This is a genomic window from Diaminobutyricimonas aerilata (assembly GCF_002797715.1).
Classification (GTDB): domain Bacteria; phylum Actinomycetota; class Actinomycetes; order Actinomycetales; family Microbacteriaceae; genus Diaminobutyricimonas; species Diaminobutyricimonas aerilata.
Genome location: NZ_PGFF01000001.1, coordinates 693,732 through 718,324, shown reverse-complemented (window position 1 = coordinate 718,324; position 24,593 = coordinate 693,732). Strand labels below are relative to the sequence as shown.

The window sequence follows — 24,593 nt, the reverse complement described above, 5'->3', positions numbered from 1 at the left end:
GGGATGACCGCCCCCCGTCTCTTCTCCGGCATGCAGCCCTCCGCCGATTCGCTCCACCTCGGCAACTTCGTCGGTGCGCTGCTGCAGTGGCGGGAGTTGCAGCGGAAGCACGACGCGCTGTTCTGCGTCGTCGACCTGCACGCGATCACCGTGCCGCAGGAGGCCGCGTCGCTGCGCGAGAAGACGCGCCGCACCGCCGCGCAGTACATCGCCGCGGGCATCGACCCGGAGGCGTCGACGCTGTTCGTGCAGTCGCACGTGCCCGCCCACACCGAACTCGCCTGGGTTCTCAACACCATCACGGGGTTCGGCGAGGCGAGCCGCATGACGCAGTTCAAGGACAAGTCGGCCCGGCAGGGCGCCGACGCCGCATCCGTGGGCCTGTTCACCTACCCCGTGCTCATGGCGGCCGACATCCTGCTCTACGGCACCGAGGTCGTGCCCGTCGGCGACGACCAGCGCCAGCACGTCGAACTGACGCGCGACCTCGCGGCGCGGTTCAACAGCCGGTTCGGCGACACGTTCGTCATCCCGGAGGCCATCACCCTCCCCGACACCGCCCGCATCTACGACCTGCAGAACCCGACGTCGAAGATGAGCAAGTCGGCCGAGAGCGAGTCGGGCGTGGTCTGGCTGCTCGACGAGCCGGCGAAGACGGCGAAGAAGATCCGCTCGGCCGTCACCGACACGGGCCGCGAGGTGCGGTTCGACCGCGGCGAGAAGGCGGGCGTCTCGAACCTGCTCACGATCCTCTCGGCGTTCACCGGCGAGAAGATCTCGGCGCTCGAGCAGCAGTTCGAGGGGCGCGGCTACGGCGACCTCAAGAAGGCGGTCGCGGAGGCGGTCGTCGCCGAGTTCGAGCCCATCCGGGCGCGCACGCTCGAGCTGCTCGACGACCCCGCGGAGCTCGACCGCCTGCTCGCCGTGAACGCGGCTCGCGCCAACGAGCTCGCTCAGGAGCGCCTGGCGCAGGTGTACGACCGCATCGGCCTGCTGCCGCGCGCATGAGGCCCGTCGTGCTGCACACGGCCCGGCTCGAGCTGTCCGCGCCGACGCTCGAGGATGTGGGCCGCATCACCGAGTACTGTCAGGACCCGCTGTTCGAGCGGTTCCTCACGACGCCGTGGCCGTACACGCGCGAGCACGGGGTGTCGTTCGTCACCGAGTACGTGGCGAACGGCTGGCGCGACGACCGCGAGTTCACCTGGGCCATGCGCGTGAACGGCGACCTCGTCGGGTGCATCGGCCTGCGGCACGAGGACTCGGGCGCTGTGAACCTCGGCTACTGGGTGGGTGCCCCGCATCGCCGCCGCGGCTATCTCGGCGAGGCGATGGATGCGGTACTCGACTGGGGCTTCGCGCGCGGCATGGACCGCATCCGCTGGGAGGCCGTCGTCGGCAACACGGCGTCCGCCGCGTCGGCGCGCTCGCGCGGCTTCCGCTACGACGGCATCGCGCCGGGCGCCGACGGCACGCCCTCGTGGCACGCGCACCTCACCGTCGTCGACGACCGGGCGCCGCAACCGGGCTGGCCCGACGACACCTTCCCGCCGACCTCCGCCGCGGGTGTCGGAAATTCAGGAGTCGCGGCTGACGACTCCGGAACGGACCGCTGAGATGGCGGGGCGTCACGCCGCCGAGGAGCCACCGGGCACCTCGACTCCTGAATTTCCCGCAGCGGTGTTGTTCGATCTCGACGACACCCTGTTCGCGCACCGGGCGGCGGTCGAGTCCGGGGTGCTGGCGCACCGCACGTCCCTCGGCGGCGAGCTCGCCGCAGCCGACGCGGCGGTCGAGTTCGCCCGCTGGACCGACCTCGAAGAGCACCACTACCACCGCTACCTCTCGGGTGAGGTCGGCTTCCTCGAGCAGCGTCGCGAGCGCGCGCGGGGGTTCGTCGCGCCCTACGGGATCGACCTCGACGACGACGCGGCGGACGCCTGGTTCGACGGGTACCTCGCGGGCTACCGCGCCGCGTGGAGCCTGCACGACGACGCGCTCCCGTGCCTCGACGAGCTCGGGCGCCGGCGACCCGGCGTGCGGTTCGGCATCATCACGAACGGCGAGCTCGACTTCCAGACCGAGAAGCTGGATGCGGTCGCGCTCTCGGAGCGCGTCGACTCGGTGGTCGCATCCGGGGCCGTCGGCATCGCGAAGCCCGACCCGCGCATCTTCCGGCTCGCGTGCGAACTGCTCGCCGTACGACCGGAGCACGCCGTGTATGTGGGCGACCGCCTGCACACGGATGCGATCGGGGCGGCTTCCGCCGGGCTCACCGGGGTGTGGATCGACCGGCGCGGCACGGCGACCGACGCCGACCTCGCCGAGGCGGCCACCGCCGGAGCGCACGTCATCCGCTCGCTCGACGAGCTGCCCGAGCTGCTCCTGCCCGCCTGATCCTCGGTTCGCCCCGCGACATCCGCCTCTCCTCTTCGAGTTGCGGACAATTGCGGGAATTCGCACCCGGATTTCCGCACTTCTCCGCAACTCACCGGCGAGGGTGTCGGGATCAGGTGCTCGAAACGGAGAAGGGCCGGGCCGCCCACGGCGACCCGGCCCTTCCGCTGACCGCGACTAGCGGTCGGTGTCGTCGTCGACCCAGTCGAAGGTCTTCGTGACGGCCTTCTTCCACAGGCGCAGCTGACGCTCGCGCTCGTCGGAGTCCATGTTCGGCTCCCAGCGCGAGTCCTCCTGCCAGTTGGCCCGCAGCTCGTCGAGGCCCGACCAGAAGCCGACCGCGAGACCGGCGGCGTAGGCGGCGCCGAGCGCCGTCGTCTCCGCGACCACCGGACGCACGACCGGCACGCCGAGGATGTCGGCCTGGAACTGCATGAGCGTGTTGTTCGCGATCATGCCGCCGTCGACCTTGAGCTCCTGCAGGTCGACACCCGAGTCGGCGTTGACCGCGTCGAGCACCTCCCGCGTCTGGAACGCCGTCGCCTCGAGCGCCGCGCGGGCGATGTGGCCCTTGTTGACGTAGCGGGTCATTCCGACCAGCGCGCCGCGGGCGTCCGGACGCCAGTACGGCGCGAACAGCCCGGAGAACGCGGGCACGAAGTACACGCCGCCGTTGTCGTCGACCGTCTTCGCGAGATCCTCGATCTCGGGCGCGGACGAGATGAGCCCGAGGTTGTCGCGGAGCCACTGCACGAGCGAACCGGTGACCGCGATCGAACCCTCGAGCGCGTAGTGCGGCTTGTCGTCGCCGAGCTTGTACCCGAGCGTCGTGAGCAGTCCGTTCTTCGACCGCACGATCTCCTCACCCGTGTTGAAGATGAGGAAGTTGCCGGTGCCGTAGGTGTTCTTCGACTCGCCCGGATCGAACGCCGCCTGACCGAAGGTCGCCGCCTGCTGGTCGCCGAGGATGCCCGCGACGGGCACCTCGCGCAACAGGCTCGAGGCTTCGACGGAGCCGTACGTCTCGGACGAGCTCTTGATCTCGGGCAGCATCGAACGGGGCACGCCGAACACCTCGAGGATGTCGTCGCGCCACTCGAGCGTCTCGAGGTCCATGAACAGCGTGCGGGACGCGTTGGTCACGTCGGTCGCGTGCACGCCGCCGTCGGTACCGCCGGTGAGGTTCCACAGCACCCAGCTGTCGGTCGTGCCGAACATCAGCTCACCGGCGTCCGCCTTCTCGCGCGCGCCGTCGACGTTCTCGAGGATCCAGACGATCTTCGTTCCGGAGAAGTAGGTCGCCAGCGGCAGTCCGACGACGTCCTTGAACCGGTCGACGCCGCCGTCCTGGGCGAGACGGTCGACGATGTTCTGGGTGCGGGTGTCCTGCCAGACGATCGCGTTGTACACCGGCTTGCCGGTGTTCCGGTCCCACACGACCGCGGTCTCGCGCTGGTTCGTGATGCCGACGGCGGCGATGTCGTGGCGGGTCAGGTCGGCCCGCGAGAGCGCCTGGCCGATCACCTCGCGCACGTTGTCCCAGATCTCGATCGGGTCGTGCTCGACCCATCCCGCCTTCGGGAAGATCTGCTCGTGCTCCTTCTGGCCGACCGACACGATGCTGCCGGCCTTGTCGAAGATGATCGCGCGCGACGAGGTGGTGCCCTGGTCGATCGCGATGACGTAATCACTCATGCGTGACTCCTTTGTCGGGTTGGGTTGGGGGACGGATCAGGAGAGCGGGAGCAGCGCCATCGAGGCGAGCGCCGCGAGCACACCGCCGACGAGGGGTCCGACGACCGGAACCCACGAGTAGCCCCAGTCGCTGCCGCCCTTGCCCCGGATGGGCAGCACGGCGTGCGCGATGCGCGGACCGAGGTCACGCGCCGGGTTGATGGCGTACCCCGTCGGGCCACCGAGCGAGGCGCCGATACCGACGACGAGCAGCGCGACCGGCACGGCGCCGAGGGCGGCGAGCCCGGCCGGCACGTCGAGCTCCGCGTCACCGCCGCGGCCGAAGCCGATGATGACGAAGACGAGCACGAAGGTCGCGATGACCTCGGTCACGACGTTCCAGCCGTAGTTGCGGATGCCGGGGCCGGTCGAGAAGACGCCGAGCTTGTTGGCGGGGTCGGGCTCCTCGTCGAAGTGGTTCTTGTACGACAGCCAGACGAGCACGGCGCCGAGGAAGGCACCGAGCAGTTGCGCGGCGACGTACACGAGGAACTGCACGAAGTCGATGTTGCCGAGCACGAGCTGGGCGATCGACACCGCCGGGTTGAGATGGGCGCCCGACGCGTAGGAGACCGTGACACCCGCGAAGACCGCGAGGCCCCATCCGAAGTTCACCAGCAGGAAGCCACCGGAGAACCCCTTCGTCTTGGTGAGCGCGACGTTCGCCACGACACCACCACCGAGCAGCAGGAGCATCGCCGTACCGACGAGTTCAGAGAGGAACAGTTGTCCCAGATCCGTGTCCACGTTGACCTTTCCGCATCCTCCCGGCGGGACCACATGGTCCACGGGGAACCGGGAGTTGAACGAATCATTCGGAACCTAGCGATTCCCGGGAACACCCGGCAAGAGAAACGCCTGCACGTTTGTGCGCCCTTCAGGATCTGTTCCCTTCCGGCGCGCCTCTCCCACTCGGCCGTTCGCCCCGCGAAGTCGTCGGCGGTCAGCCCGCGACGTGCTCCCGGCCGTGCAGGTCGACGCCGTGCGCGTCGCGCAGTTCGGCGGCCGTCGCGCTGATCTCCGCCTCGCGGCGCCCGGCGTCCCAGCCGAGCACGGTGCCGGCGATCTCCGCGAGCTCGCGCAGCAGCGGCTCGTCGACCGCTCCGACGAAGGCGAGCGACGTGCGCCGCATCACGAGGTCGAGCAGGTGCACGACCTGCTCGTCGGCCACGAGGCGCGCGATCTCGTCGCGGGTGTAGTCGGGCGCGTTCTCGAGCGGCACGTCGTGCTCGCCGAGCGAGTCGATGATCGCCGCGGCGCGGGTGCCGTAACGCTCGAGCAGCTGACCGGCGCGCACGGTGCCCACCTCGTCGCCGTTGGCGACGGTCCAGACCCGACGCGCGGCCTCGGTCGACGGGTAGTCGCGGCCGCCGCCGATGGGAAGCCCCGCCGTGCTCACGCGACGTTCGCGGCCGAGGATGCCGAGCACGTCATTCGAGAGGTGCTCGGCGAGGGCCCGGAAGGTCGTCCACTTGCCGCCGACGAGGCTCAGCAGCGGCGCCCCGCCGAGCTCGCCGCGCTCGATCCGGTAGTCACGGGAGACGAACCCGGGCTGGGTGTCGTCGTGCCGCGGCAACGGGCGGATGCCGGCGAACCGGTAGACGATCTGGTCGCGGGTCACCGTGATGTCGGGGAAGACGTGCTTCACGAGGTCGAAGAAGTAGTCGACCTCCTCCTCGGTGCAGACGACCGGCTGCGAGGGATCCGCGTCGATGTCGGTCGTGCCCACCATGACCCGGCCCTTGAGCGGGTAGACGAGCACGATGCGCCCGTCGGAGTGCTCGAAGAAGATCTCCCGCCCGGCGGTCGCGGCGAGCAGTTCCGGGTTGTCGAGCACGATGTGCGAGCCCTTGGTGCCGCCCATGTACGCCGTCTCGCGCCCGAGAGCACGGTTGGTGAGGTCGGTCCACGGTCCGGTCGTGTTGACGACCACGTCGGCACGCAGCACGATCCGTTCGCCGGTCTCGCGATCGCGCACGACCACGCCGCCGTCGTCGGTGCCGATCGCCTCGACGTAGTTGACCGCGCGCGCGTGCGGCCCGGCGTCGAGACCGTCGCGCAGCACATCGAGGGCGAGTCGCTCGGGGTCGTGCATCGACGCGTCGTAGTAGCTCGCCGTGTACGCGAGGTCGGGGTTCAGGCGCGGCAGGTCGCGCAGCGACGCGGCACGCCCGCGGAAGCGGTGCCGCGGCACGGCGCCTCCCCCGCGCGAGAACGTGTCGTAGATGGTGAGGCCGACCTTGATGAGCAGGGCGCCGCGTTCGCTCGGCTTGCCCTGCTTGTGGGTGAGGAAACGCAGCGGCGCCGAGAGGATGCCCGAGAACGTGCTGAAGATCGGAACCGTCGTGAGCAGCGGCTTGACGTAGTGCGGGGCGGTGCGCAGCAGCATGTTGCGCTCGGTCACCGACTCCTTGACGAGTCGGAACTCGCCGTTCTCGAGGTAGCGGATGCCGCCGTGCACCATGTGCGAGGAGGCCGAGGAGGCGCCGGAGACGAAGTCGCCACGCTCGACGAGTACGACGTCGACACCTTGCAGCGCGAGGTCGCGGAAGGTGGCGACCCCGTTGATCCCGCCCCCGATGATGAGGACGCTGGCGCGGGGGTGTGCGGCGAGGTCGGCGACGGCCGGCCGGGTGATGGGGCTGAGCGTGCTCACGGCGTGCTTTCGGTCGACGGATGTTTCCCTCACACCATGCGCTCGGCCGCACGAACTTGCAACTCGGCTGCACAAACGTGCACAGTGGGGTCATGACGATCGAGACGGTCGACCCGTCGTCCCTCAAGGCGCGCGACGCGCTGCGCGCCGCGCAGCTCTACTACATGCAGGACCTGACGATGGAGACCATCGCCCGCGAGCTGCACACGTCGCGGTCCTCGGTCTCCCGCCTGCTGAGCTTCGCCCGGGAGGCGGGGCTCGTGCAGATCTCGATCCACTCACCCCTCGACCTCATCTCGCGGCTTCAGCACGAACTGCAGGACCGCTACGGGGTCACCGCCCACGTCGTGCCGGTGCCCGACCGCACGAGCGACGTCGACCGCCTCGAGCGCGTGGCGCTCTCGGCCGCACGGATTCTCACGACCCTCGTGGACTCGAACATGCGCATCGGGCTCGCCTGGGGCTCGACCGTGAGCGCCGTCGCACGCCACCTGCCGCAGAAGAAGACGCACAACACGCACCTCGTGCAGCTCAACGGCGCCGCCAACGAACGCACCTCGGGCATCCCCTACGCCGGCGAGATCCTCAACCGCTTCGCTCTCGCCTTCGGCGCCGAGGCCCACCAGTTCTCGGTGCCCGCCCTCTTCGACGATCCGGCGACGAAGGAGGCGCTGTGGCGCGAGCGCAGCATCCGGCGCGTGTTGGAGCTGCAGCGGCGCCTCGATCTCGCCGTCTTCGGCCTCGGCTCCCCCGTCGCCACCGTGCCGAGCCACGTCTACGCGGGCGACTACTTCGACGCGCGCGACCGGCGGGAGCTCGCCGAGTCGGGCGTCGTCGGCGACGTGGCCACCGTCTTCTACCGGGCCGACGGCAGCGACGAGGGCATCGGACTCAACGCACGTTCGAGCGGCCCGTCGCTGGAGGTGCTGCGCGGCATCCCGAGGCGGTTCTGCATCGTGAGCGGCGTCTCGAAGGCCCGCAGCCTGGGCGGTGCACTCGCCGCGGGCGTGATCACCGATCTCGTGGTCGACGAGCAGACCGCCCGGCACCTCGTGGACACGCCGTCGGCGTAGCGCGGCGTCACGGGAATACGGCGGATGCCCCGGCGTTGTAGCATGCGAAACAAGCACGTGCTCCGGGGTCGGTGAAAATCCGAGCCGGCGGTCATAGTCCGCGAACCCCGCCACCAGCGGTGGGGCCGAACCGGTGGAATTCCGGTACCGACGGTTAAAGTCCGGATGGGAGGAAGCACGCGCGGGCGCTTCGGCGTCCGCGACGGTCGCGCGAGCGACCGGGCTCCTCGCGAGCCAGCGCCCCGGAATCCACACCAGGAGACCGAGGACCCGACATGCAGCAGCCCCCCGAAGGCCGCTACGGCGACGCGATGCGCCACGCGCTCGACATCGCGGCGCGCGGCCCCGTGACCGGTGGCAATCCGCAGGTCGGCTGCGTCCTGCTCGACGCCGACGGCACCCTCGTCGCCGAGGGCTGGCACCGCGGCGCCGGCACGGCCCACGCCGAGGTGGACGCCCTCTCGCGCGTCGCCGACGCGCGAGGGCTCACCGCCGTCGTGACGCTCGAACCGTGCAACCACACCGGTCGCACGGGGCCGTGCTCCGAAGCGCTCATCGCCGCCGGCGTCGCGCGCGTCGTGTACGCGGTGTCCGACCCGGGCGAGAACTCGCGCGGCGGCGCGGACCGCTTGCGCGAGGCCGGCATCGAGGTGACCGGCGGCGTCCTCGCCGACGAGGTCTCGCAGTTCCTCGAGGTGTGGCTCACCGCGGTGCGGCGAGCCCGTCCCTGGGTCACCGTCAAGTGGGCCTCGACCCTCGACGGCCGCGTCGCGGCCGCCGACGGCAGCAGCCGCTGGATCACGGGCACGGCCGCACGGCAGCGGGTGCACGAGGAACGCGCCGCGCACGACGCGATCGCCGTCGGCTCCGGAACCGTGCTCGCGGACGACCCGGAGCTCACCGCCCGCGGTGAGGCCGGTGAACTGCTCGGGCGCCAGCCGCTCCCCGTCGTGATCGGCGAGCGCCCCGTGCCGGACGGGGCGAAGCTGCGCCGCCACCCGGCCGGACTCGTCGAGACCGGCACGCGCGACCTCGACCGCATCCTCACCGACCTGTACTCGCGCGGAGTGCGTCGCGTGTACGTCGAAGGCGGGCCGATCCTCGCGAGCGCGTTCGTCGCCGCGGGACTCGCCGACGAGTTCAGCATCTACCTCGCCCCCGCCCTGCTGGGCGGACCGAAGCTCGCCATCGGCGACCTCGGCATCCCGACCATCACCGAAGCCCGACGGCTGCGACTGCTGTCGATCGAGAGCCTCGGCGACGACCTGCACCTCACCGCTCGACCACAGGAGGACTGAATGTTCACCGGAATCATCGAAGAACTCGGCGAAGTCGTCGCCTGGGAACCCAGCGCCGACGCCGCCCGGATCACCGTGCGCGGCCCCCTCGCCGTCTCCGACGCCGTGCACGGCGCCTCCATCTCGGTGAGCGGCGTGTGCCTCACGGTCGTCGAGCAGGGACCGGACTGGTTCACGGCCGACGTGATGGCCATGACGATCGCGATGAGCACACTCGGCGGCGTCACCCCGGGCGCGCGCGTCAACCTCGAGCGCGCGGCCGCCCTCGGCGACCGGCTCGGCGGACACATCGTGCAGGGCCACATCGACGGCACCGGCCAGGTGCTCGCCGTCACCCCCGGCGACGCGTGGCGCGTCGTGCGCGTCTCGCTGCCGACCGAGCTCGCGCCGCTCGTCGCCCGCAAGGGGTCGATCGCCGTCGACGGTGTCTCGCTCACCGTCTCCGACGTCGGCGACGACTGGTTCGAGGTCTCCCTCATTCCGGAGACCCTCACCGCGACGACGCTCGGCCTGCTCACGGTCGGCGACCGGGTGAACCTCGAGACCGACATCGTCGCCCGTCACGTCGAGCGCATGCTCTCCCTGACCGAACGGACCTACTCATGAGCCTCTCCGACATCCCCACCGCCCTCGAGGCGCTGCGCGCCGGCCGTCCCGTCATCGTCGTCGACGATGAGAGCCGCGAGAACGAGGGCGACGTGGTGCTCTCCGCCCAGCACGCGACCCAGGAGTGGGTGGCGTGGACCGTCAAGCACAGCTCCGGCTTCATCTGCGCCCCGATGACCAACGAGATCGCCGACCGGCTCGAGCTGCCGCTCATGGTCGCGGTCAACCAGGATCCGCGCGGCACCAACTACACCGTGTCGGTCGACGCCGCGGACCGGCTCTCCACCGGCATCAGCGCCGCCGACCGCGCGCACACCCTGCGCGTGCTCGCCGACCTCGACTCGGTCGCCGGCGACCTGCACCGCCCGGGCCACATCCTGCCGCTGCGCGCCGTCGAGGGCGGTGTGCGGGAGCGGAACGGGCACACCGAGGCCGCCGTGGACCTGATGAAGCTCGCCGGGCTCACCCCGGTCGGCGCGATCGCCGAGATCGTCGCCGACGACGGCGAGATGATGCGCCTGCCCGGGCTCATCGCCCTCGGCGAGGAGCACGGCGTGCCGGTCATCACGATCGAGGAGCTCATCGCGCACCTGCAGGAGTTCCACTGCGACCAGGAACTGCCCACCCCCGTCGAGATCCCGGAGTCGCCGCGCGTGCGCTTCGAGGTCGAGACCCGCGTGCCGACCACGCACGGAGCGTTCGAGATGCGGGCCTACCGCGACCGGATGACCGGGGCCGACCACGTCGCGATCGTGAGCGGTCCCGTCACCGACGGCGCCCTCGTGCGCGTGCACTCGGAGTGCCTCACCGGCGAGGCGTTCGGCTCGCTCAAGTGCGAGTGCGGACCGCAGCTGGCGACCGCACTCGACACCATCCAGGCCGAAGGCGGTGTCGTCGTCTACCTGCGCGGTCACGAGGGACGCGGCATCGGCCTCATCAACAAGCTGCGCGCCTACCGCCTTCAGGAGCAGGGTCTCGACACGCTCGACGCGAACCTCGCGCTCGGCCTGCCGGCGGATGCACGCGACTACGGCGCCGCGGTGGCGATCCTCGAAGACCTCGGGTTGACGTCCGTGCGCCTGCTCAGCAACAACCCCGCCAAGGTCGCCGGCCTCGAGGAGCGCGGCATCCACGTCGAGGCGCTCGTGCCGCTCGTGGTGGGTGTCGGGCAGGACAACGAGCAGTACCTGGAGACCAAGCGCGACCGGATGGGCCACCGCCTGCCCGACGACATCACGAGCGAGGAGATCCTCGCGGAACTGGAAGGACACACCTCATGAGCGGAGAAGGCTCCCCCACCCAGAACGTGGACGGCACGGGCGTGCGCGTCACGATCGTGGCGGGCCGCTGGCACGACACGATCACCGACGGGCTGCTCGCCGGCGCTCACCGGCGTCTCGCCGAGGCGGGTGCCGAGGTGACCGAGGTGCGCGTGCCCGGCAGCTTCGAGCTGCCCGTCGTCGCGAAGACGGCGCTCGAGAACGGCGCGGACGCGGTGGTCGCGCTCGGCGTCATCATCCGCGGTGGCACGCCGCACTTCGACTACGTCGCCGCGGCGGCGACCGACGGCCTGACCCGCGTCGCGCTCGACACCGGCAAGCCGGTGGGCTTCGGGGTGCTCACCCTGGACGACGAGCAGCAGGGCATCGATCGGGCCGGTCTGCCCGGGTCGAAGGAGGACAAGGGCGCCGAGGCGGCCGAGGCGGCGCTCGTCACCGCCGTGCTGCTGCGCGACCTCCGCACCGCGTGACGCGCTGACGTCAGTCGGCGTCCGCGGCGGACCGGTGCAGTCCGGCGCGGACGCCGGCACGGTGCTCGCGGTACCGCACCGTCTCGACGGCCACCGGCACCGCCGTGACGAGCACCGCCACGGCCAGCGCGGCGAGCGGATGCACGAGCGCCACGAGCGGGATCAGTGCGAGCAACGCGGTGGCCGCCGCGAGCCGCCACCACTTCCACGACCCGCCCGTGCGACGCCAGAACAGCGCGTGCGCGGCGAGGTAGAGCGAGGTGCCGCCCAGCAGCGCGACCGATCCGAACAGACCGAGCGGTTCGGGGTCGTCGACGTGCGCCATGACCTCCTCCACGCCGAGAGCGCTGATGACGACGCCCGCGATGAGGAACATGTGGACGTAGGTGTAGGCCTCGACGGCGAGGGTCGCGCGTGCGGCTCCTTTGCGCCGGGCGAGTTCGTGCTCGGCCGCGATCGACAGCACATCGAAGTACAACCACCACAACAGCAGCGAGAGTGCGACGGCCAGCAGCGAGCCGACGAGCAGCGGAACCGAGATGGGCAGCTCCGAGGCGCCCACCCCGATCGCGACGATCGACTCGCCGAGCGCGAGGATGACGACGAGGCCGTACCGCTCGGACCAGTGGGCCGCCGAGTGCACCCGCCAGTTGCCGTTCCTCGACAGGATGTAGGTGACACCGAGGTCGAGCACCATGGCCGCGGCCCAGATCGGCAGTTGCGCCTCTCCCCCGACGAGCACGCCGAGCAGCAGGAGCCCGACTCCGATCACGAGCGGCACGATGTTGACGATGACCTGGCGCCGCAGTCCTCCGTCCTCCCCCGCGGCGATCAGGTACAGCGCGACGTGGGTGATGCGCACGACGGCGTAGGCGGCGACGAAGACGAGCGGACCGGAGAGTCCTCCCTCGAGGTCGTGGAACGCCTCGGGGATCACGAGCGCCACGACGAACATCGAGGCCATCGCGACCGCCATGCCGAGGCGCACGAGTCCCTCGTCGACGAAGGTCTGGTTGGCGAGCCAGCTGTACGAGGTCCACGACCACCACAGCACGCCGAGGATGACGAGCGCCTGCAGCACGCCCACGGCCGAGTGCTCGTGGGCCATGTGGTGGGTCACCTGGGTGAAGGCGAACACGAAGACGAGGTCGAAGAACAGCTCGTAGGTCGTGACGCGGTGCCCTTCGTCGGAGGTGCGCGCGCGCAGCAACCGTGACCTGAGATCCACCCGCCCGCTCATCCGTCCTCCTCCGACGGCATCGTACCGAGCAGCGGCCACGCCATGGGGTGATCCGGTCGGCGGGATGCCCGCGGAGGCGTAGGGTATTCCGGTGCCGCCACAAGCGGCCTCATTCTCTCTCACACGGGCAACGTCGCGCGGTCGAGTACGCGCCACCCCGCCCGTCCCCGCCCGATCCGCCCTTCGTCCCCCGGCGGAGCGTGCCTCCGTCGGCGCATCGGAGTTCCCCATGTCGTCTCCCGCCGCTCCGGCGACCGCACCGAACAGTCCCGCGAATCCGCGCTCGCGCGTGATCATCGCGAGCCTCGTCGGCACCTCGATCGAGTTCTACGACTTCTACGTCTATGCGACGGCCGCGGTCATCGTCTTCCCCGCCCTCTTCTTCCCGAGCGACAACGCGTTCGCCGAGCAGGTGCTGTCGTTCGCGACCTTCGCCCTCGCGTTCTTCGCACGCCCGCTGGGCTCGATCGTGTTCGGCCACTTCGGCGACCGCATCGGCCGGAAGGCGACCCTCGTCGCATCGCTGCTCACGATGGGGATCTCGACGTTCCTCATCGGCGTGCTGCCGACCTTCGAGCAGATCGGCGTTCTCGCGCCCATCCTGCTCGCGGTCATGCGCTTCGGTCAGGGACTCGGTCTCGGCGGCGAGTGGAGCGGGGCGGCGCTGCTCGCCACCGAGAACGCGCCGGAGTCCAAGCGCGGCATCTTCGGCAGCGCGCCGCAGCTCGGCGCCCCGATCGGCTTCATCCTCGCCAACGGCCTGTTCCTCATCCTGTCGCTGACGCTGCCGCAGGACGCGTTCCTCACCTGGGCCTGGCGCATCCCGTTCCTGCTCAGCGCGGTGCTCGTCATCGTCGGGCTCTACGTGCGACTGAAGCTCGTCGAGGCGACGGTGTTCCAGCGGGCGAAGGAGCGCGGCGAGGTCGCGAAGCTGCCACTCGCCGACGTGGTGCGCACCGCGTGGCGTCCGCTCATCCTCGGCACCTTCATCATGCTCGCCACCTACGTGCTGTTCTACTTCATGACGGCGTTCACGCTGAGCTACGGCACCACCCCCCTCGAGGGCGTGGCGAAGCCGGGACTCGGGTTCGACCGCAACACCTTCCTCGGACTGCTGCTCATCGGCGTGGTCTTCTTCGGCATCACCACCCCGCTCGCGGGGTGGCTCGCCGACAAGTACGGCCGTCGGCGCACCCTCATCGTCACCACGATCGGCATCCTGCTGTTCGGTCTGACGTTCCAGGTGTGGCTCGGGCAGGCGCAGCAGGACGCGTTCGCCGCCGTGACGTTCCTCATCGTCGGGCTCGCGCTCATGGGCATGACCTTCGGGCCGATGGGGGCGTTGCTGCCCGAGCTGTTCCCGACCCGCGTGCGCTACACCGGTTCCGGCATCTCGTACAACGTCGCGAGCATCCTCGGTGCCTCCCTGGCCCCGTACGTGGCGCTGCAGCTGTGGACGACCGACGGCGACATCTTCCTCGTCGGGCTGTACCTCTCCGGTGCCGCACTGCTCACGCTCGTCGCCCTGCTGCTGACGCGGGAGACGCGCGACGTGTCCCTCGACGAGGAGCCGTCGACCTCCGGCGCGCTGGCTCCGTAACGCGGGGTCATCCTCGCGGGGATCTCTGCGGTCGGGCGTCTACCCTGAGTGGGCGCCCGACCCGGCGCTCTCCCCCAGCGACCCGATCCGGGACGCCGCACCATTCGAACGAGGACCCTATGAAGCGCCGCATCACCGCACTGACCCTGGCCGCCGCGACCGCCCTCACGCTCGCCGCGTGCTCCTCCGGCGGCGGCGACAGCAGCGGCGGCGCCGGCACCGAGCCGGAGGGTCTCTCGCTCGACGCGGTGCAGGATGCGGGAGTGCTCGTCGTCGGCACGGAGGGCACCTACCGCCCCTTCACCTTCCACGAGGGCGGCTCCGGCGACCTCACCGGCTTCGACGTGGAGATCGTGACCGCGGTCGCGGAGAAGCTCGGCGTCGACGTGGAGTTCCAGGAGACCCAGTGGGACGCGATCTTCGCGGGGCTGGAGTCCGGCCGGTTCGATGTGATCGCCAACCAGGTCTCGATCAACGACGAGCGGGAGGAGAAGTACGACTTCAGCGAGCCCTACACGATCTCGCCCGGCGTGCTGATCGCCCCGGCCGACACCGACATCACCTCGTTCGAGGACCTCGAGGGTCGCACGACCGCGCAGTCGCTCACGAGCAACTGGTACGAGGTCGCCGAGGGCTTCGGAGCGAACGTCGAAGCGGTCGAGGGATGGGCGCAGGCCGTCGAGCTGCTGCGCCAGGGCCGCGTCGACGCGACCGTCAACGACGAGCTGACCTTCCTCGACTTCGAGAAGACCGAGGGCGCGGACGACCTGAAGGTCGTCGCCGAGACGGAGGACGCCTCCCGCAACGCCCTGACCTTCCGCAAGGGCAGCACGGACCTCGTCGAGGCCGTGAACGACGCGCTCGCCGAGCTGCGCGCCGACGGCACCCTGGCCGAGATCTCCGAGAAGTACTTCGGGGCCGACGTCACGCAGTAGTCGGCACCACACTGGAGGGGGCGGTCGCGAGACCGCCCCCTCGCTCGTCCCGGCGACCCGCCGGACCCACCGTCAGGAGGCGCATGGACTGGGAGCTGTTCTGGTCGTCGCTGTGGCCGATCGTGCGCGGCGGGTTCGTCGGCACCATCCCGCTCGCCCTGTCGTCGTTCGCGCTCGGGCTCGTCATCGCCCTCGCCGTCGCCCTCGCCCGCATCTCGAGGAACCGCCTGCTGCAGGCCGTCGCGCGCTTCTACATCTCGGTGATCCGCGGCACGCCGCTGCTCGTGCAGCTGTTCGTGATCTTCTACGGGCTGCCCTCGATCGGGCTGACCATCGACCCGTGGCCCAGCGCGATCATCGCGTTCTCCCTCAACGTCGGCGGATACGCCGCCGAGGTCATCCGCGCGGCGATCCTCTCCGTGCCGAAGGGGCAGTGGGAGGCGGGGTACACGATCGGCATGTCGCGCTCGCTCACCCTGAGGCGCATCATCCTGCCGCAGGCCGCCCGGGTGTCGGTACCGCCGCTGTCGAACACGTTCATCAGCCTCGTGAAAGACACCTCACTCGCCTCGCTCATCCTCGTCACCGAACTGTTCCGCGAATCGCAGAAGGTCGCGGCGTTCAGCCAGGAGTTCATGCTGCTCTACATCGAGGCGGCGCTCGTCTACTGGGTGTTCTGCCTCGTGCTGTCGACCGCGCAGAGTCGCGTGGAGAGGAGGCTCGACCGCTATGTCGCCCACTGATCCCGCCGCCGGCGCCGTGCTCACGGCCCGCGGCATCACCAAGTCGTTCGACGGCCAGCGTGTGCTCGACGGCATCGATCTCGACCTGGAGCGCGGTCGCGTACTCACCCTCATCGGGCCCTCGGGCTCGGGCAAGACGACGATGCTGCGGTCGCTCAACGGACTCGAGGTGCCGGATGCGGGAACGCTCGAGGTGGGCGGCGTGCGCGTCGACTTCGCGGGCCCGGTGACCCAGCGCACCCGCGACACCCTGCGCGACCGCTCCGCCATGGTGTTCCAGCACTACAACCTGTTCCCCCACCGCACGGTGCTGCAGAACGTGACCGAAGGCCCCGTGCTCGTGCAGCGGCGGCCGCGCGCCGAGGTCGAGGTCGAGGCCGAGGCGCTGCTCGATCGCGTGGGACTCCGCGAGAAGCGCGACAGCTACCCGTTCGAGCTCTCCGGCGGGCAGCAGCAGCGCGTCGGCATCGTGCGGGCTCTCGCGCTGCGACCCCAGCTGCTGCTCTTCGACGAGCCGACGTCGGCCCTCGATCCGGAGCTCGTCGGAGAGGTGCTCGCCGTCATCAAGGAGCTCGCCGACGAGGGATGGACCATGGTCGTGGTGACGCACGAGCTGTCGTTCGCACGCCAGGTGGCGGACGAGGTGGTGTTCCTCGACGGCGGACGGGTGATCGAGCGCGGGGCGCCGGCGCAGCTGTTCGGCGCACCCCGTCAGGAGCGCACCAAGCGGTTCATCGAGCGGCTCACCAACCCGCTCTGACCCGCTCAGTCGAGGAACAGCGCGCGCAGCCGCCGCGTCGTGAACACCATGCCGATCGCGATCATGACGACGTAGTAGAGCACGTGCACGAGCAGTCCGGGGCCCACCACACCCGTGGTGAGTCCGCGCACGAGCTCCACGCCGTGCCAGAGCGGCATCGCCTGGATCGCCCACTGCACCGGCTCGGGGTAGACGGTGAGCGGATAGAACGTGGCCGAGAACAGGAACATCGGCAGCATCACGAAGTTGACCCAGTCCATCTGCTGGAACGTCTTCATGTAGCTCGTGACCGCCATGCCGAAGCTCGCGAAGCCGAATGCGATGAGCAGGATGGCCGGCAGCGCGAGCACGGCTGTCCAGGCCAGGTTGAGGCCGGCGACCTGCATCACCACCATGAAGGCGACCGCGTAGAGCGCACCGCGCACGAGGGCGAGCAGGATCTCGCCGAGCGCCACGTCGAGCGGGCCGAGGCTCGTCGCGAGCATGCCCTCGTAGAGCTTGCCGAACTTCATCTTGAAGAACACGTTCCACGTCGAGTCGTAGACGGCGCCGTTCATCGCCGAGACGGCGAGGAGCGCCGGGGCGATGAACGCGGCGTACGGGATGGTGCCGCCGTGTCCGTCGGGGATGTCGCCGATGAACCCGCCGAGACCGTACCCGAGCGAGAGCAGGTAGAACACCGGCTCGAACAGCCCGGAGAGCACGACGAGCGCGTTCGAGCTCTTCGTCGCGAGGTAGCCGCGGTACATGACGGAACGGGCGTTGCCGGCGTAGAGCGCACGCACGCCTCCGCCGCTGCGCGTCACCGTTCCGGTCTCGGTCGCCGTCACTTGTCGAGCCTCCGCGTCGTGATGCGCACGGCCAGGCGCCAGCCCAGCACAGCGAGGGCGACGAGGAAGAGCACGTGCGCGACGGTGAGCCAGATCGGCTCGCTCGCGCCGTAGGCGACCTGACGGGCGAGCTCGGTGCCGTGCCAGAGCGGGGAGATCCAGCCGATCCACTGCAGGAACACCGGCAGCTGGGTGAGCGGGAACATCGTGCCGCTGAAGAGTGTCATCGGCAGCACGATGAACCGCATGACCATGGCGAACTGCCCGCGGTCCTCGGTGAGCGAGCAGCTGTAGGCCATGAGCGGGGTGCCGAACGCGAGCCCGGTGAGCACCGAGATCGGCACGGTCAGCCACCCCGCGGCATCCGGGACCGCACCGAACATGAGCATGATCGCGTAATAGATGAGCGCCCCGGCGAGCATCCGCAGCGCCACGAAGATGATGAGTCCGTCGACGATCTGGAACGGACGCAGCGGCGTTGCGTTCATGCCGATGTAGGTCGGCACCCACTTGAAACCCATCATCACCGTGTACGTGAACTCCTCCGAGGCGACCGTGATCGCGGCCGCGCAGATGAGCGCGGGGGCGACGAAGGCGAGGTAGCTGACCCCGTCGACGGCGTTCGGACCGAGGTTGGCGCTCACGAGCGTCGAGAGGCCGATCCCGAAGGCGAAGAGGTACAGCAGCGGCGTGCCGACCGCCGTCATGAGGAACGTCTGGCTGTAGTTGCCCATCCGCCGGATGTTGTGCTCGGCGACGTACCACGCACCGAAGCGGCGCGGTCTCGCGGCGAGGCTCACGGCATCCGGCCTCTCGGATGCGGGCGCGGTCATTCGATCAGGCTCCGGCCGGTGAGTCGCAGGAACACGTCCTCGAGCGACGACCGTCGCACGAGGCTCGTGATGGGGTGGTGGCCGCGCTCGGTGACCGCCGAGAGCACCGCCTCCCCGTCGTCGGTGTAGACGAGGATGCGGTCGGGCAGCACCTCGCGACGCTCGCCGACGTCGTGCAGCTGGGCGGCCACCTCGGCGTTGCGGTCCGACCCGAAACGCAGTTCGACGACCTCGCGCGTGGAGTGCTCACGGATCAGCTGCGCCGGCGACCCCTCCGCCATGATGCGGCCCTTGTCGACGACGACGAGGCGGTCGCACAACTGCTCCGCCTCGTCCATGTAGTGGGTCGTGAGCAGCAGGGTCGTGCCCTGCTCCTTCAAGCGGAACAAGCGGTCCCACAGGATGTGCCGCGCCTGCGGGTCGAGACCGGTGGTGGGCTCGTCGAGCAGCAGCAGCCGCGGGCTGTTGATGAGCGATCGGGCGATCGTCAGGCGGCGCTTCATGCCGCCGGAGAGGTCGTCGACCTTCGCCTTCGCCTTGTCTTCGAGTTGCGCGAACGCGAGCAGCTCGTCGGCGCGCTGCGCGACGTGCGCGCGCGGCAACCCGAAGTAGCGTCCGTAGACGAGCAGGTTCTCGCGCACCCGGAGTTCGGTGTCGAGGTTGTCCGCCTGCGGCACGACGCCCAGCTGCGCGCGGATCTCGGGCCCGGCCGAGTTCGGGTCGAGGCCCAGGATGCGCAGCTCGCCCTCGGTGCGGGTCGAGACGGCCCCGACCATCCGCATGGTGGTCGACTTGCCGGCGCCGTTGGGGCCGAGCAGGCCGAACGATTCCCCTGGGGCCACATCGAAGTCGATGCCGTCGACCGCCGTGAAGTCCCCGTACCGCTTCGTCAGGGAGCGGGCGGTGATGGCGGCGTCGGACACGGAACGTGAGCCTAGCGCCGACCCCCGTCATCCGCGGGATGTCAACCCGAGTTGACGACCCGGAGCCTGTCAACTACGGTTGACAACATGGCCGACACCCTCCGCACCCTCGCCGGCGACGCCGGCGCCGAGGACCCGCTCAGCGCACTGCGCGCCGTTGCCGCGATGCGCGTCGAACTCGACCGCCAGGAGGCGACCCTCGTGCGACGCGCGCGCAACCTCGGCTACGGCTGGCAGATGATCGCCACCGCTCTCGGAGTGAGCCGTCAGGCGGTTCACAAGCGCTACGGACGACGCTGAGATGCGCCACCGCCCCACCCACACCCCGACACGAGGAAACGCATGAGCTCCCCCGCGACCGCGCGACGCGGCCTCCGCCGCCCCAAGACCGACGAAGGGCCGCGCGCCCGCTTCTCGGAACTGCTCCCCTACCTGCTCGAGCACAAGCGTGTGCTCGGCTTCGTCGTGGTGCTCAGCGTGCTCGGTGCCGCGGCATCGCTCGCCCAGCCGCTGCTCGTCAGCCAGGTCATCGCGGTCGTCGAGTCCGGGAGGGGCGTCGGGTCGATCGTCTGGGTGCTCGTCGGGCTCGTCGTCGTGTCGGGGCTCATCAGCGGGTACCAGCACTACCTGCTGCAGCGCACCGGCGAGGGGGTCGTGCTCTCGAGCCGGCGCCGTCTCGTGCGCCGGATGCTCTCGCTGCCGATCTCCGAATTCGACACGCGTCGCACGGGGGACCTCGTCTCCCGCGTCGGCAGCGACACGACGCTGCTGCGTGCCGTGCTCACCCAGGGCCTCGTCGAGGCGATCGGCGGCTCGCTCACCTTCGTCGGCGCGCTCATCGCGATGCTCGTCATCGACCCGGTGCTGCTCGGGCTCACGGTGCTCGTCGTGGCGGCCTCGATCGTCACGGTCACGTTGCTCTCGGGCCGCATCCGGGTGGCGAGCCAGCAGGCGCAGCAGAAGGTCGGCGACCTCGCGGCGTCGGTCGAGCGCGCCATCAGCGCGGTGCGCACCGTGCGCGCCTCGAACGCGACCGAGCGCGAGGTCGCGGCGGTCGAGCGCGACGCGGAGGGCGCGTGGGAGATGGGCATCCGGGTCGCGCGGATCTCCGCGCTCGTGGTGCCGATCGCCGGCATCGCGATGCAGGTCTCGTTCCTCGTGGTGCTCGGTGTCGGCGGGTTCCGCGTCGCGAGCGGCGCGATCACCATCGCGAGCCTCGTGGCGTTCATCCTCTTCCTGTTCATGATGATCATGCCGCTGGGCCTCGCGTTCGGCGCCATCAACGCCGTCAACCAGGCCCTCGGTGCCCTCGGTCGCATCCAGGAGATCGTCGCTCTGCCCACCGAGTCCGAGACCGACGACCCGACCCGCGCGGCTCCGGCCGTGGAGACCGACGACGCCGTGCGCTTCGACGACGTGGAGTTCGCGTACCCGTCCGCGGCACGCCGCACCGAGGGCGAGAAGCTCGTCGTGGCGGAGCTCGGCGCCGAGGCGGCTCCCGCCGACGACCAGGTGCTGCGCGGGGTGAGCTTCTCGGTGCCGCGCGGCGCGCGCGTCGCCCTCGTCGGCCCCTCCGGCGCGGGCAAGAGCACGATCCTCGCGCTCATCGAGCGGTTCTACGACCCGACGGCGGGCGTCGTGCGCCTGGGCGGCGTCGACGTGCGCGCGCTCGACCGACAGGAGCTGCGGGCGCAGATCGGGTACGTCGAACAGGATGCGCCGGTGCTCGCGGGCACGCTGCGTCAGAACCTCACCCTCGTGCGCTCGGATGCGACCGACGCGGAGTGCATCGAGGTGCTGCGCGCGGTGAACCTCGGCGAGGTGCTCGACCGCGATCCCGCCGGCCTCGACGCGCAGGTCGGCGAGGAGGGCGTCATGCTCTCCGGCGGTGAGCGTCAGCGCCTCGCGATCGCGCGTGCCCTCATCGCGGCCCCGCCCATCCTGCTGCTCGACGAATCCACGTCGTCGCTCGACGGACTCAACGAGCAGTTGTTGCGCGAGGCGATCGACGCCGTCGCCGAGCACCGCACGCTCATCGTGATCGCGCACCGGCTGTCGACCGTCGTCGACTCGGACAGCATCGTCGTGCTCGACCACGGCCGGGTCGTCGGCGTGGGCACGCACTCCGAGCTCGTCGCCTCGACGCCGCTGTACCGAGACCTCGCGAAGCACCAGCTGCTCGTCTGAACGGCGGAATCCCCGAGGGGCCCGCCTCGGTCAGCGGGTGCGGTCGGCGAGGACCGGCGCGATCTCCTCGAGCACACGCTCGTCGCCGACGTACCGACGGCTCGCGCGCGGCCAGTGCGCGACGACGTCGGTGAAGCCGAGTTCCGCCGCGCGCGCCACATACTCGCGGTAGCGCTCGGCGCTCTCGAGCGAGAACACCGGTCCGGCGTCGAGGGAGAGCACCCGGGTGAAGCCCGCGGTGTCGCGGCCCGCCGCGACGAGGGCTTCCTCCATGCGGGCGGCCCGCTCGGCGACACCGGACCACCAGTCGGCGTCGTCCGTCACCCCCTTCGGCCCGAGCGTGACCCATCCGTCGCCGAGCTCGGCGGCGAGCGCGATCCCCCGCGGGCCGTCGGCGGCGACCACGAACGGCAGCCGCGGACTCTGCTCCGGTGCACCGACCATGCGGGCCCGCACCGCCCGGAACCACTCGCCCTCGAGGTGGATGCCGTCGGCACCCTCGGGCTCGAACCGCAGCAGCACGTCGAGGTGGCGCACGAACTCGTCGAAGCGGGCGTGCCGGGCGCGCGGCGACAGCGGTTCGCTGCCGAGCACGGGAGCGTCGGAGGTGGCGGAGCCCGACCCGACGCCGAGCGTCAGCCGGCCGCCGGCGACGGCGTCGAGGGTCGCGAGTTCACGGGCGAACGACACCGGATGCCGGAAGTTGGGCGAGGCGACGAAAGTGCCGATGCGGAGGCGCCGGGTGACGAGGGCCGCGGCGGTCAGGGTCGGGATCGCGGCACCCCAGTCCTCACCGTCGAGCGGGTTCCACGACAGGTGGTCGTAGGTCCATCCGGTGTGGAAGCCGAGTTCCTCGGCGCGACGCCACCGGTCGGCCTGCTCGCGCCAGGCGCCCTGCGGGAGGATGACGATGCCGTGTCTCATGGCCACAGCGTAGGACCGTCGGTCAGGCGAACGGGTTCGGGGTGAGCGTGTACTTCGTCTCCAGGTACTCCTGGATGCCCTCGAAACCGCCCTCGCGACCGTTGCCGCTCTGCTTCATCCCCCCGAACGGCGCGGCGGCGTTCGACACGACCCCCACGTTGAGGCCCATCATCCCGGTCTCGAGCCGCTCGATCATCCGCTGCCCCCGCGCCAGGTCGCGCGTGTAGACGTAGCTGACGAGTCCGTACTCGGTGTCGTTCGCCAGGCGCACCGCGTCGTCCTCGTCGCGGAACGGCACGACCGACACGACGGGTCCGAAGATCTCCTCGCGCAGGATGTCGCTGCCGGCCTTCACGTCGGAGACGACGGTCGGGGCGTAGAACGTGCCGGGCCCCTCGAGCCGCTCGCCGCCGGTCACCAGGCGCGCGCCGCGGTCGACGGCGTCACGCACGAGGGCGTCGGCCTTGTCGACGGCACGGTCGTCGATGAGCGGACCGATGGTCACGCCCTCCTCGGTGCCGCGACCGACACGCAACTGCTGCACCCGCTCGGTGATGCGCCGCGTGAACTCGTCGGCGACCGACTCGTGGACGAGGAAGCGGTTCGCCGCCGTGCAGGCCTGCCCGATGTTGCGGAACTTCGCGAGCATCGCCCCGTCGATCGCGGCGTCGAGGTCGGCGTCGTCGAAGACCAGGAACGGCGCGTTCCCGCCGAGTTCCATCGAGGTGCGCAGCACGTTGTCGGCGCTCTGCTGGATGAGCTTGCGGCCCACGGCGGTCGAGCCGGTGAAGCTGAGCTTGCGCAGCCGCGGATCGGCGATGATCGGCTCCGACACCGCCGCGCTCGACGAGGTCGTGACGACGTTGACGACGCCCGCCGGCAGTCCGGCGCGCTGCAGCAGCGTCGCGAAGAAGAGCGTGGTGAGCGGGGTCAGCTCGGCCGGCTTGATGACGACCGTGCAGCCGGCGGCGAGCGCCGGGGCGATCTTGCGGGTCGCCATCGCGAGGGGGAAGTTCCACGGCGTGATGAGGTAGCACGGGCCGACGGGGCGCTGGGTGACGATCATCCGCCCGGTGCCCTCGGGGTTGACGCCGTAGCGGCCGCCGATGCGCACGGCCTCCTCGCTGAACCAGCGCAGGAACTCGCCGCCGTAGGCGACCTCGCCGCGCGCCTCGGCGAGCGGCTTGCCCATCTCGAGCGTCATCAGCAGCGCGAGGTCGTCGGCGTGCTCCTGCAGGAGCTCCCATGTGCGGCGGAGGATCTCGGCCCGCTGCCGCGGCGGCGTTGCCGCCCACTCGCCCTGCGCGGCGACGGCGGCATCGAGCGCCCGGGCACCGTCGGTCGCGTCGGCGTCGGCGATGGTGCGGATGACCTCGCCGGTCGACGGGTCGCGCACCTCGAGGGTGCCACCCGCCGCGGCCGGCACCCATTCGCCGCCGATGAACAATCCGTCGGGAACGGCGGCGAGCAGTTCGCTCTCGGCGCTCATGCGCCGGCCGCCTGCGGCGTCGAGCGCTCCACCGTCACACCCTCGGTCTCGAGTTCGGCGAGGGCCGCATCGCTCGTGGTCGGGGCGACGCCGGCGATGAGGTCGCGGAAGACACGGACGGCGCGTCCGGTCTTGCGCGCGTCGAGCGCCGAGGCGCGGACGCAGTAGTCGGTCGCGATCCCGACGACGTCGACGGCGGTGATGCCGTCGTCGTCGAGGACGACGGGGAAGAGCCGTCCGTCGTCGAGGGTCCCCTCGAAGATCGAGTAGGCCGGCACGCCCTGTCCCTTGCGCACGTGGGCGTCGATGAGCGCCGTGTCGATGGCGGGGTGGTACTCGGCGCCCGTCGTGCCAGCGACGCAGTGCGGAGGCCAGGTGTCGATGTAGTCCGGTTCGGCGCCGGTGGCGAAGTGGCCGCCGTTGTCGTTGTCGCCGTCGTGCCAGTCGCGCGAGGCGTACACACGCTCGTACTCGCCGCGGTGCGCACGCAGGTACTCGGTGATGCGCGCGGCGACGTCGGCGCCGCCCATCACGCCGAGCGCGCCGCCCTCGGTGAAGTCGTTCTGCACGTCGATGATGAACAGTGCCCGGGTCATGCCCTCATTCTGGCACCGG

General features: G+C 70.6%; 24 protein-coding genes and 1 riboswitch. Of the genes, 14 read left to right on the top strand and 10 right to left on the bottom strand.

Annotation, left to right across the window (positions count from 1 at the left end; all coding sequences use genetic code 11):
* Positions 1-3: 3 nt before the first annotated feature.
* The 3 genes from trpS to CLV46_RS03510 are packed head-to-tail and all read left to right on the top strand — an operon-like array spanning position 4 to position 2,397.
* Positions 4-1,008, top strand: a complete 1,005-nt coding sequence (trpS, locus tag CLV46_RS03520) for a tryptophan--tRNA ligase (protein ID WP_100363502.1) — start codon at positions 4-6, stop codon at positions 1,006-1,008.
* Between the two features lie 8 nt (positions 1,009-1,016).
* Positions 1,017-1,616 carry a GNAT family N-acetyltransferase gene (locus tag CLV46_RS03515; protein WP_157802205.1) on the top strand — a complete coding sequence of 200 codons (600 nt, stop codon included), beginning with the start codon at positions 1,017-1,019 and terminating at the stop codon, positions 1,614-1,616.
* 1 nt (position 1,617) lies between these two features.
* The gene (locus tag CLV46_RS03510; RefSeq protein WP_100363500.1) at positions 1,618-2,397 is read left to right on the top strand and encodes an HAD family hydrolase; all 780 of its coding nucleotides are present in this window, start codon (positions 1,618-1,620) and stop codon (positions 2,395-2,397) included.
* A 177-nt stretch (positions 2,398-2,574) separates the two neighbouring features.
* Here CLV46_RS03510 and glpK read toward each other — a convergent pair whose 3' ends face one another.
* The 3 genes from glpK to CLV46_RS03495 form a co-directional block, all read right to left on the bottom strand.
* Complete coding sequence (gene glpK / locus CLV46_RS03505; RefSeq protein WP_100363499.1) at positions 2,575-4,092, bottom strand: glycerol kinase GlpK; 1,518 nt, start codon at positions 4,090-4,092, stop codon at positions 2,575-2,577.
* Positions 4,093-4,128: 36 nt separating this feature from the next.
* Positions 4,129-4,827, bottom strand: a complete 699-nt coding sequence (locus CLV46_RS03500; RefSeq protein WP_245867005.1) for an MIP/aquaporin family protein — start codon at positions 4,825-4,827, stop codon at positions 4,129-4,131.
* A 247-nt stretch (positions 4,828-5,074) separates the two neighbouring features.
* On the bottom strand, positions 5,075-6,787 hold the full coding sequence (locus CLV46_RS03495; RefSeq protein ID WP_100363497.1) for a glycerol-3-phosphate dehydrogenase/oxidase: 1,713 nt from the start codon (positions 6,785-6,787) through the stop codon (positions 5,075-5,077).
* Positions 6,788-6,879: 92 nt separating this feature from the next.
* Between CLV46_RS03495 and CLV46_RS03490 the strand changes: the two genes are divergently transcribed.
* From CLV46_RS03490 to ribH, 5 genes are all read left to right on the top strand, one after another.
* Positions 6,880-7,860: a sugar-binding transcriptional regulator gene (locus CLV46_RS03490; protein WP_100363496.1), complete on the top strand. Its 981-nt coding sequence runs from the start codon at positions 6,880-6,882 to the stop codon at positions 7,858-7,860.
* A 54-nt stretch (positions 7,861-7,914) separates the two neighbouring features.
* Positions 7,915-8,042, top strand: a riboswitch (FMN riboswitch).
* A 93-nt stretch (positions 8,043-8,135) separates the two neighbouring features.
* The gene (ribD, locus tag CLV46_RS03485; protein WP_245866470.1) at positions 8,136-9,158 is read left to right on the top strand and encodes a bifunctional diaminohydroxyphosphoribosylaminopyrimidine deaminase/5-amino-6-(5-phosphoribosylamino)uracil reductase RibD; all 1,023 of its coding nucleotides are present in this window, start codon (positions 8,136-8,138) and stop codon (positions 9,156-9,158) included.
* Positions 9,159-9,764: a riboflavin synthase gene (locus CLV46_RS03480; RefSeq protein ID WP_100363495.1), complete on the top strand. Its 606-nt coding sequence runs from the start codon at positions 9,159-9,161 to the stop codon at positions 9,762-9,764.
* On the top strand, positions 9,761-11,044 hold the full coding sequence (gene ribB / locus CLV46_RS03475) for a 3,4-dihydroxy-2-butanone-4-phosphate synthase (RefSeq protein WP_100363494.1): 1,284 nt from the start codon (positions 9,761-9,763) through the stop codon (positions 11,042-11,044). Before CLV46_RS03480 ends, ribB begins: the two co-directional genes overlap by 4 nt.
* Positions 11,041-11,514, top strand: coding sequence for a 6,7-dimethyl-8-ribityllumazine synthase (ribH, locus tag CLV46_RS03470; RefSeq protein ID WP_100363493.1), 474 nt, complete (start codon positions 11,041-11,043; stop codon positions 11,512-11,514). Before ribB ends, ribH begins: the two co-directional genes overlap by 4 nt.
* 10 nt (positions 11,515-11,524) lie before the next feature.
* Here ribH and CLV46_RS03465 read toward each other — a convergent pair whose 3' ends face one another.
* The gene (locus CLV46_RS03465; protein ID WP_157802204.1) at positions 11,525-12,754 is read right to left on the bottom strand and encodes a low temperature requirement protein A; all 1,230 of its coding nucleotides are present in this window, start codon (positions 12,752-12,754) and stop codon (positions 11,525-11,527) included.
* A gap of 229 nt (positions 12,755-12,983) precedes the next feature.
* Between CLV46_RS03465 and CLV46_RS03460 the strand changes: the two genes are divergently transcribed.
* The 4 genes from CLV46_RS03460 (at position 12,984) to CLV46_RS03445 (ending at position 16,792) form a co-directional block, all read left to right on the top strand.
* Positions 12,984-14,354, top strand: coding sequence for an MFS transporter (locus CLV46_RS03460; protein WP_100363492.1), 1,371 nt, complete (start codon positions 12,984-12,986; stop codon positions 14,352-14,354).
* Between the two features lie 119 nt (positions 14,355-14,473).
* Positions 14,474-15,289, top strand: a complete 816-nt coding sequence (locus tag CLV46_RS03455) for an amino acid ABC transporter substrate-binding protein (protein ID WP_100363491.1) — start codon at positions 14,474-14,476, stop codon at positions 15,287-15,289.
* An 83-nt stretch (positions 15,290-15,372) separates the two neighbouring features.
* Positions 15,373-16,032, top strand: a complete 660-nt coding sequence (locus tag CLV46_RS03450) for an amino acid ABC transporter permease (RefSeq protein ID WP_100363490.1) — start codon at positions 15,373-15,375, stop codon at positions 16,030-16,032.
* Positions 16,019-16,792: an amino acid ABC transporter ATP-binding protein gene (locus CLV46_RS03445; protein ID WP_100363489.1), complete on the top strand. Its 774-nt coding sequence runs from the start codon at positions 16,019-16,021 to the stop codon at positions 16,790-16,792. The genes CLV46_RS03450 and CLV46_RS03445 overlap by 14 nt, the downstream gene beginning before the upstream one ends.
* A gap of 5 nt (positions 16,793-16,797) precedes the next feature.
* Here CLV46_RS03445 and CLV46_RS03440 read toward each other — a convergent pair whose 3' ends face one another.
* Genes CLV46_RS03440 through CLV46_RS03430 form a run of 3 tightly spaced genes read right to left on the bottom strand, consistent with a single transcriptional unit; the run spans position 16,798 to position 19,378 of the window.
* Positions 16,798-17,622, bottom strand: a complete 825-nt coding sequence (locus CLV46_RS03440) for an ABC transporter permease (RefSeq protein ID WP_245866468.1) — start codon at positions 17,620-17,622, stop codon at positions 16,798-16,800.
* The gene (locus tag CLV46_RS03435) at positions 17,619-18,455 is read right to left on the bottom strand and encodes an ABC transporter permease (protein ID WP_100363488.1); all 837 of its coding nucleotides are present in this window, start codon (positions 18,453-18,455) and stop codon (positions 17,619-17,621) included. Before CLV46_RS03435 ends, CLV46_RS03440 begins: the two co-directional genes overlap by 4 nt.
* Entirely contained in the window at positions 18,452-19,378 is a 927-nt protein-coding gene (locus CLV46_RS03430) for an ABC transporter ATP-binding protein (RefSeq protein ID WP_100363487.1), read from the bottom strand. Before CLV46_RS03430 ends, CLV46_RS03435 begins: the two co-directional genes overlap by 4 nt.
* Positions 19,379-19,465: 87 nt before the next feature.
* Here CLV46_RS03430 and CLV46_RS03425 point away from each other — a divergent pair, with 87 nt between their 5' ends.
* Complete coding sequence (locus CLV46_RS03425) at positions 19,466-19,678, top strand: hypothetical protein (RefSeq protein ID WP_100363486.1); 213 nt, start codon at positions 19,466-19,468, stop codon at positions 19,676-19,678.
* Between the two features lie 42 nt (positions 19,679-19,720).
* Complete coding sequence (locus CLV46_RS03420; protein ID WP_100363485.1) at positions 19,721-21,565, top strand: ABC transporter ATP-binding protein; 1,845 nt, start codon at positions 19,721-19,723, stop codon at positions 21,563-21,565.
* Positions 21,566-21,595: 30 nt separating this feature from the next.
* Here the strand turns inward: CLV46_RS03420 and CLV46_RS03415 are convergent, their stop codons facing one another.
* From CLV46_RS03415 to CLV46_RS03405, 3 genes are read right to left on the bottom strand one after another with little or no spacing between them, the layout of a single operon-like run.
* Positions 21,596-22,489, bottom strand: a complete 894-nt coding sequence (locus CLV46_RS03415) for an LLM class flavin-dependent oxidoreductase (RefSeq protein WP_100363484.1) — start codon at positions 22,487-22,489, stop codon at positions 21,596-21,598.
* 22 nt (positions 22,490-22,511) lie between these two features.
* Positions 22,512-23,978 carry an NAD-dependent succinate-semialdehyde dehydrogenase gene (locus CLV46_RS03410; RefSeq protein WP_100363483.1) on the bottom strand — a complete coding sequence of 489 codons (1,467 nt, stop codon included), beginning with the start codon at positions 23,976-23,978 and terminating at the stop codon, positions 22,512-22,514.
* Positions 23,975-24,574, bottom strand: a complete 600-nt coding sequence (locus CLV46_RS03405; RefSeq protein WP_100363482.1) for an isochorismatase family protein — start codon at positions 24,572-24,574, stop codon at positions 23,975-23,977. Before CLV46_RS03405 ends, CLV46_RS03410 begins: the two co-directional genes overlap by 4 nt.
* Positions 24,575-24,593 lie beyond the last annotated feature (19 nt).

Coding starts and splice junctions, on each gene's coding strand:
- trpS (WP_100363502.1), top strand. CDS start 4: ATGACCGCCCCCCGTCTCTTCTCCGGCATGCAGCCCTCCGCCGATTCG.
- CLV46_RS03510 (WP_100363500.1), top strand. CDS start 1,618: ATGGCGGGGCGTCACGCCGCCGAGGAGCCACCGGGCACCTCGACTCCT.
- glpK (WP_100363499.1), bottom strand. CDS start 4,092: ATGAGTGATTACGTCATCGCGATCGACCAGGGCACCACCTCGTCGCGC.
- CLV46_RS03500 (WP_245867005.1), bottom strand. CDS start 4,827: ATGCTCCTGCTGCTCGGTGGTGGTGTCGTGGCGAACGTCGCGCTCACC.
- CLV46_RS03490 (WP_100363496.1), top strand. CDS start 6,880: ATGACGATCGAGACGGTCGACCCGTCGTCCCTCAAGGCGCGCGACGCG.
- ribD (WP_245866470.1), top strand. CDS start 8,136: ATGCAGCAGCCCCCCGAAGGCCGCTACGGCGACGCGATGCGCCACGCG.
- CLV46_RS03480 (WP_100363495.1), top strand. CDS start 9,159: ATGTTCACCGGAATCATCGAAGAACTCGGCGAAGTCGTCGCCTGGGAA.
- ribB (WP_100363494.1), top strand. CDS start 9,761: ATGAGCCTCTCCGACATCCCCACCGCCCTCGAGGCGCTGCGCGCCGGC.
- ribH (WP_100363493.1), top strand. CDS start 11,041: ATGAGCGGAGAAGGCTCCCCCACCCAGAACGTGGACGGCACGGGCGTG.
- CLV46_RS03465 (WP_157802204.1), bottom strand. CDS start 12,754: ATGAGCGGGCGGGTGGATCTCAGGTCACGGTTGCTGCGCGCGCGCACC.
- CLV46_RS03460 (WP_100363492.1), top strand. CDS start 12,984: ATGTCGTCTCCCGCCGCTCCGGCGACCGCACCGAACAGTCCCGCGAAT.
- CLV46_RS03455 (WP_100363491.1), top strand. CDS start 14,474: ATGAAGCGCCGCATCACCGCACTGACCCTGGCCGCCGCGACCGCCCTC.
- CLV46_RS03450 (WP_100363490.1), top strand. CDS start 15,373: ATGGACTGGGAGCTGTTCTGGTCGTCGCTGTGGCCGATCGTGCGCGGC.
- CLV46_RS03445 (WP_100363489.1), top strand. CDS start 16,019: ATGTCGCCCACTGATCCCGCCGCCGGCGCCGTGCTCACGGCCCGCGGC.
- CLV46_RS03435 (WP_100363488.1), bottom strand. CDS start 18,455: ATGACCGCGCCCGCATCCGAGAGGCCGGATGCCGTGAGCCTCGCCGCG.
- CLV46_RS03425 (WP_100363486.1), top strand. CDS start 19,466: ATGGCCGACACCCTCCGCACCCTCGCCGGCGACGCCGGCGCCGAGGAC.
- CLV46_RS03420 (WP_100363485.1), top strand. CDS start 19,721: ATGAGCTCCCCCGCGACCGCGCGACGCGGCCTCCGCCGCCCCAAGACC.
- CLV46_RS03415 (WP_100363484.1), bottom strand. CDS start 22,489: ATGAGACACGGCATCGTCATCCTCCCGCAGGGCGCCTGGCGCGAGCAG.
- CLV46_RS03410 (WP_100363483.1), bottom strand. CDS start 23,978: ATGAGCGCCGAGAGCGAACTGCTCGCCGCCGTTCCCGACGGATTGTTC.
- CLV46_RS03405 (WP_100363482.1), bottom strand. CDS start 24,574: ATGACCCGGGCACTGTTCATCATCGACGTGCAGAACGACTTCACCGAG.